The 1,367-nt window shown below is 48.5% G+C and carries 1 protein-coding gene; it reads left to right on the forward strand.

The features are described from left to right. Positions 1-98: 98 nt before the first annotated feature. Positions 99-1,337 carry an IS256-like element ISVa19 family transposase gene (locus tag VJL_RS00005; protein ID WP_038874549.1) on the forward strand — a complete coding sequence of 413 codons (1,239 nt, stop codon included), beginning with the start codon at positions 99-101 and terminating at the stop codon, positions 1,335-1,337. Positions 1,338-1,367 lie beyond the last annotated feature (30 nt).

Consider the following 1,367-nt stretch of genomic DNA (forward strand, 5'->3'; position numbering starts at 1 on the left):
GAGCTATGCTGATTTCTGGTGTATGGAAGAGAAAGGAAGTTGCGGTGTAATCTGTTGATGCAGTTCTCCCCAGAACGATTAACAGAAAGGTACACCGCATGACTGATAATACTGTTGTTTCACTGAATACACCACAAGACCCACTTACTGAACTGATACGTCAAGGGGCTAGAGATTTGATTGCACAAGCTGTTGAAGCTGAGCTTCAACAGTTACTTGCACAACACCAGAATGTTATGGTTGACGGCAAGCAAGCTATCGTTCGCAACGGTTTCTTACCTGAGCGAACCTTGCAAACCGGTGTCGGTGATGTCGAAGTGCAAATTCCTAAGGTAAGAGATCGCTCAGGGCATGGCGTCAAATTTAATAGCAACTTGATACCACCGTATCTCAAGCGAACAAAGAGCGTTGCAACACTGCTCCCGTTACTCTATCTCAAGGGAATATCTACGGGCGATATGCTGCCTGCTCTGGAGTCTCTGCTTGGTAAGGATGCGAAAGGCCTGTCAGCCAACAGCATCTGTCGCCTCAAAGAGCGCTGGTATGCGGAGTACGAACAGTGGCGTAAGCGTGACCTCGGTAGGCGCCGCTATGTTTACATTTGGGCTGACGGTGTTTACTGTCACGTTAGGATGGACGATAAGCTCTGCTTACTCGTCATCATTGGTGTCGATGACACTGGACGCAAAGAAGTCCTTGGCGTTCTGGATGGTCATAGAGAGTCAGAAGCAAGTTGGACGGAACTCATTGAGCAGCTACGAGCGCAGGGATTACAGTTAGCACCGAAGCTCGCCATCGGAGATGGCGCGCTTGGCTTCTGGAAAGCGGTTGCTAAGTGCTGGCCTCAAACGACTCAGCAACGATGCTGGGTACATAAGACGGCGAATGTGCTTAACAAGGTGCCCAAAAGCGTACAACCACGAATGAAGGAAGCACTGCAAGATATCTGGATGGCAGAGACTAGAGATGATGCTTATCACGCCTTCTCAACCTTCCAGAAGCGCTTCGAAGCCAAGTATCCAAAGGCAACCGACTGCTTGGTGAAAGATAAAGCTGAAATGCTGGCGTTCTACGATTACCCAGCAGAGCACTGGGTTCATATCAGGACAACCAACCCAATAGAATCGATGTTCGCCACAGTACGTTTACGCACGAACAAGACGAAGAACTGTGGAAACAGAAAGACTACGTTGATGATGGCCTACAAGTTAATGCGCAGTGCAGAGACGAAGTGGCGTCGTCTACGAGGTTTTGCACTCCTAGCGGATGTTGTGAAAGATGTTCGCTTCATCAATGGAGTGAAAGAAATGGAGACTCATCAACAAGCTACTGCATGATCTTCCATACACCACATTTGACAATAGCTC

It is taken from the genome of Vibrio jasicida CAIM 1864 = LMG 25398 (genome assembly GCF_000400365.1).
Classification (GTDB): domain Bacteria; phylum Pseudomonadota; class Gammaproteobacteria; order Enterobacterales; family Vibrionaceae; genus Vibrio; species Vibrio jasicida.

Bases quoted from the DNA above. Each gene is read 5' to 3' on its own strand.
- VJL_RS00005 (WP_038874549.1), top strand. From the start codon at position 99: ATGACTGATAATACTGTTGTTTCACTGAATACACCACAAGACCCACTT.